The 5,315-nt window shown below is 66.7% G+C and carries 4 protein-coding genes and 1 pseudogene; 2 read left to right on the plus strand and 3 right to left on the minus strand.

Features of this window, described 5'->3' with window-relative positions:
• The first annotated feature begins 82 nt into the window (after window positions 1–82).
• On the plus strand, window positions 83–946 hold the full coding sequence (locus tag VFH65_RS01955) for a lysophospholipid acyltransferase family protein (protein WP_353319446.1): 864 nt from the start codon (window positions 83–85) through the stop codon (window positions 944–946).
• On the opposite strand, the gene VFH65_RS01960 is transcribed toward VFH65_RS01955, so the two are convergent.
• Complete coding sequence (locus VFH65_RS01960; protein ID WP_353319447.1) at window positions 929–3,211, minus strand: ATP-binding cassette domain-containing protein; 2,283 nt, start codon at window positions 3,209–3,211, stop codon at window positions 929–931. The genes VFH65_RS01955 and VFH65_RS01960 overlap by 18 nt on opposite strands.
• A 103-nt stretch (window positions 3,212–3,314) precedes the next feature.
• Here VFH65_RS01960 and VFH65_RS01965 point away from each other — a divergent pair, with 103 nt between their 5' ends.
• Window positions 3,315–3,929, plus strand: a complete 615-nt coding sequence (locus VFH65_RS01965) for a CDP-alcohol phosphatidyltransferase family protein (protein ID WP_353319448.1) — start codon at window positions 3,315–3,317, stop codon at window positions 3,927–3,929.
• Here the strand turns inward: VFH65_RS01965 and VFH65_RS01970 are convergent.
• A complete protein-coding gene (locus VFH65_RS01970; RefSeq protein WP_353319449.1) occupies window positions 3,914–4,819 on the minus strand; it encodes a phosphatidate cytidylyltransferase in 906 nt (301 codons plus the stop codon). The two genes, VFH65_RS01965 and VFH65_RS01970, sit on opposite strands and share 16 nt — an antisense overlap.
• 300 nt (window positions 4,820–5,119) lie before the next feature.
• Window positions 5,120–5,315: pseudogene (locus VFH65_RS01975) on the minus strand (esterase family protein); the annotation flags it as partial.

Genomic DNA, 5,315 nt, shown 5'->3' on the forward strand with positions numbered 1-5,315 from the left:
CACGGGTCTTCAAGGTTTCGCCAAGAATCCTGCAAGCGCGGATCAGCAGACTCCTCTCATCGACACAAAGAGAGGAGATCCGATGAACGCGCTACACACACTCAACCCCTGGTACACCCCGGGACTGGGCGACTTCCTGCACCGTTCCGCGATGCACGGCCACACACCCGAGCTGTTCAACAACGGCGCCATCCTATTCAACGCCGCACCGGCCGTCGTTCCGTGGATCGGCGCGACAAGCGTCGTCGGATTGCTCCTGGGGGCCATCCTTCGATTGGTCGGCACGGGCCGCTTCGCCTCCGCGTTCCGGCACTACCTGTGGCGGATCGTGGTCGCGCGCTTCGGCGGACTGACGGTGACCGGTCGCTGGCGTCAAAAGGGCGGCTGCATCCTCGTGGCCAATCACAGTTCGCACGCCGATACCGCCGCGCTCCTGGCCGCGCTGCCTGCCCACGCGAAGCCGGTGTTCGTCGCGGCCGCCGATTACTGGTTCGACGTGCCGGTGCGCCGGTTCGTCCTCACCAGCCTCGCGGGCGGCTTACCGGTACGGCGAACGGGAGGCTCCTGCTATGCCGCGCTGCTCGCGGCGGTCAAACCCGCGCTCGCCGCGGGCCGCACCGTCGTGATCTACCCGGAAGGCACCCGCAGCACCACCGGTGAGATCGGCGAGTTCCGTTCTGGTGCAATACATTTGGCGCGCGAGTGCGGTGTGCCCATCGTTCCTGTCGCGCTTCTGGGTACCGGCGACGTGCTGCCGAAGGGTGGCCGCCTCACGCCAAACCCGATGGAGGCCCGAATCGGTGAGCCGATGGACCCGGCCGGTATCACCGCCGAGGAGTTGCGCCACGAGGTGCTGGCGCTGCGCGGTGGAGCACGCCTGCGGGTTGTGCCGACGGTCGAACGACACCACGATCGGCAGCTTGCCTTCCTACCCGAAGCGGCGTAACCGCAGTTTCCACCGCGCGATACCGGCGAACACCACAGCCAGCACCCCGAGCATCGCGATGTCGAAGAACCACGTCGACGCCGTGTGCTGCCAATGGGAATCCTTCGCGATCCCCACAACCAGATTGCTCAGATCAGCAGTCGACGCAGTGGCCGCGAAACCCCACCGCCCAGGGGTGAACCAAGCGATGGTCTCCAGCAGCGGCCGATCCGTCACCGGGATGAAGCCGCCCGCGAACACCAGCTGAGCCATCAGCGTCACCGCCAGCAGCACGATGACCTGGTCACTGCTTTGCGCCACCGCCGACACCGAAAGGCCAAGGACCGCCGCCACCACACACGTCGCCGCGACACCGACGAACAACTCCAGCATTGGGCTGCCCAGCGCCGCGGCATCCGGCGGCGCCGGCTTGCCGACCTTGGGCGCCGTGACGATCAGGACCAGGATCGCCGACTGAATCACCGCGACCATTCCGAACACAGCCATCTTCGCCAACAGGTACGCCGACGCCGACAGCCCGACGGCCTGCTCGCGGCGGAAGATCGCGCGTTCACCGGTCAGGTCGCGAACCGTCAGCGTGGTCCCCATCAGAATCGCGGCGAAGCTCAGCAGCGCGATGATGTGCTTCGGCTCGAACGGCGCTGAACCGTCGGACGGAGGCCTGCCGAAGCCGGCGTCACCGACCACGGTGAGCGGCAACAGACCGACGATGAGCGGCAAGACAAGCAGGAACACGACGTAGCGGCGGTCGGCGAGCAGCAGCTGCACCTGGCGCCGGGCAACCGTCGAGAATTGGCGCCACAGGCTGGTGCGCGCAGGCCTGCCGAAGTCCATGCGCGGCGCCGGGGCGGCGTCGGCGTCAGGCGAGGCCGCCGTCTCGGTGCGTTTCAGATGCCGCTGATGGGCCCCCTCGGGATCGTCGCCGATGTCGGTGAAGATGTCGGCCCAGTCGGTGGCGCCCATCGTCGGTGCGAGCTCGTCGGGCGCTCCGCAGAATGCGGTCCTGCCGCCGGGGGCAAGGAGCAACACCTGATCGCACACGTCCAGGAACGTCAACGAGTGCGTCACGACTACGACGACGCGACCGGCGTCCGCAAGCTGGCGCAGCATCGTCATCACTTGGCGGTCCAGTGCGGGGTCCAGTCCCGACGTGGGCTCGTCGAGCACCAGCAGCGACGGGCCCGTCAGCAGTTCCAGCGCAACCGATACGCGTTTGCGCTGACCACCTGAAAGCTTGTCCACTCGCGTCTCGGCGTGCGGCGTCAATTCGAGTTCCTCGAGCACCTGCGCGATCACCTGCCGGCGATCGCTTTCCGTGGTGTCGGGTGGCATTCGCAGTTCCGCGGCGAAACCAAGCGCCTGATTGACGGTGAGCTGACGATGCACGACATCGTCTTGGGGCACCATGCCGATCCGGCTGCGCAACGACGCGTACTCGCCGTGGACGTCGCGCCCCTCGAACGACACCGCGCCGCTGGTCTGCCGCGCGGCACCGACGAGCACTCGTGACAGCGTGGACTTGCCGGAACCCGACGGGCCGATCACCGCCGTCAGCGTCCCCGGCCGGGCGGTAAGGGAAACGCGGTCCAGGAGCGTGACGGCGCCTTCGACCGTCAGGCTGACATCGCGTACCTCGAGACCACCGGTCTTGGTGCTCGGGCCGGTGCGACGGACGAGATCGCCGTTGGCATAGACCAGGTCGACGTTGCCGATCGTGACGACGTCGTCCTCGGCGAGCATTGCTTCGGTGACGCGCTCGCCGTTGACGAACGTGCCGTTGAAGCCGTCGAGTTCCTGTATCCGCACGCCCTGCGGCGTGTGCACCAGTGCTGCGTGGTGCCCCGATACCAGCACGTCCGGGAGGACGACGTCGTTGTCGGCGGACCGGCCGATGGTGGTCGAACCGGGTGGCGGCGCCTGTTTGAGCCGCGTGGTCGGCTTGTCATCCGGCGTCGCGACGGGTCCGAGTTCGAATGTCAGCGACGGACCGTCGGGGTTGGCGATGTTGATGGTCTCCCCGCCGCGAATATCGACCGACTGCACTCGCCGCTGTCCGACGAACATCCCGTTGAAGCTCTTGTTGTCGAGCGCAACCCAATGATCGTCGACGCAGCGCAGCACCACATGCGCGCGGGAGACGCCAGGGTGCGGGATCCGCACGTCGGCCCGGACGTCGCGGCCAATGATGACGTCGTGGCCAGGTGTGAACGTGCGCTGCCAGCCACCGGAGCCAACGGTGATCGTGGGCAGCAGCGGCCGATTCATCGGGATGAACCTATCTGAACAAGCACCAGAATTCGCCAAGAAACCTCCAAGGCCGCCTGCGCAAACTCATCTCAACGCTTCGACACGAGAGGAGGCAGATCCGATGGACGGACTTTACGCACTGAAACCCTGGTACACCCAGCGGCTGCGAGTCTTCATGCATCGCGCCGAGATTCAGGGCACGTCACCAGATGTCTTCACCATGATCGGCATCTTCGGCGCGGCAGCGGCGGCGGTCAGCATCGCCCTCGGCTGGTGGCCCCTCGCAGTGTTGTGGCTCGGCGTGCGGCTTGCAGGCGCAAACCTCGACGGCGCCGTCGCGCGGGCCAGGAAGGTCTGCCGGCCGTGGGGGTTCGCGCTCAACGAAATCGGTGACCGTGCATCGGATCTGCTGATGTTCGCCGGACTCGCGGTCTGGGCGGCGTCTCAGGGCGGCCCTGGCATGCACTGGCTGTCGTGGCCGGTGGTCTCGGTGCTGGTCGCCGCGCTGGCTGCCACGCTGCCGACGTTCGCCTCACTGGCGGCCGCAGGGGCAGGCGCGACCCGCCGCAACGGCGGACCGTTCGGCAAGACCGAACGTTGCCTGGCCGCCATCGTGGCCGCCGCGGCGCCGGCCGCCATCCCGGTGGTCTGCGCGATGATCGTCATCGGATCTCTGCTGACGGCCGGCCTGCGACTGGCAGGCGCGCACCGCGAGCTCACTCAACCCAGGACATAGGCCAGCGGGAGAACCAGTAGCAGCGAGTCGATCCGGTCGAGCAGGCCTCCGAAGCCCGGCAGCCACGCGCCAGCGTCCTTGACCTGAGCCTGGCGCTTCACCATCGACTCGAGAAGGTCGCCGAAGACGCCACCGAACGCGACGGCGACGAGCAGACCGATCGAAATGGTGCCAAGCAACGTCAGCACCAGGAACGCACCGATGATCGCGCCTGCCAAGCCGCCGACCGTCTTGTTCGGACTCAGCGGGGACAACGGCGTACGCGCCCAGCGCAAGCGCCGCAACCCTTTTCCGCCGCACCAGGCGGCGACGTCGGTGGCCGCCACGGCGAAGAACAACACAAACGCCTCTGACCACATCACCGCGAGGAGCGCAAGGGACCAGCAGATCCACACCGAACCAAATGCGGTGAGAGTGCTTCTCCTGACCCCGTTTTCGAGGTCACCGCCGAGCACCGACGGCAGCGCACAGAGCAACATGACGACCGGCGCGACCGTCAACAGCGACGGGCGCAACCATGCCGCCAACGGATACAACACAGCCAGCGCCAGTAACAAGCACGTGTCGACTCTGCGCAATTTCACCAGGCGCGCGAACTCGGTCACTGCGACCACAGCCAGCGCAGCGGCCAGTACCGCGGTCGCGCCCTTGCCAATCCAGAACGGGAGACCGACGACCACCGCGATCAGCACCCAGGTGATCCACCTCTGGATCAACTCCCGCTTGCGCGATGCGAGCACGGCGACACCGCCGACCGCAAGGATCGACACCGTGACCCACATGAAGAACACGGAGCGGCCGTACAGGTGGATCTCGAGCGGACCCCAGTCGACGTCGAGCGCCATCCGCCGATCGAAGTGAAGGATCCGCAGGTAGTAGTCGACGAGCATCAGTGCCGCCGCGTCAGGTCATCGCTTGGGCCCGCGAACTGGTAGCGCGCGAACAGCTTTCCCGTCACAGCGCTCCCCATCAACCGGTCGGCAACGTCGCGCCACCATAACCTCCGGCGACGATAGTTTGCGGCAGTTTCGTGTGCGATGGCCGCATCGAGTGTGCCTGCGCTGCACGATTTGTCGAGCATACGCCCGGTGGGGACACACTCGACGCAGTGACCGCACAGTCATAGCGCTTCATGCACACTCGGCAAGACGAAGCATCACCGACGAACGGCGGACTAACGCCCCGCGCTGCTAGGCGCCTAGGGCTGGTCCGATGGTGGTGTTCCAGGATTCCTGCATTTCGGATTCGAACAATCCCCAGGTGTGGGAGCCCTCGGGCCGAACGACGTAGGTGATGGGTACCCCGGCTGCAGCGGCGGCGTCGGCGAACACCCGGGTGCTGTCGGCCACGATGCGCTCGATGAGCCCGCCGGTGATGTTGGGGCCA

It is taken from the genome of Mycobacterium sp., assembly GCF_035697385.1.
Classification (GTDB): domain Bacteria; phylum Actinomycetota; class Actinomycetes; order Mycobacteriales; family Mycobacteriaceae; genus Mycobacterium.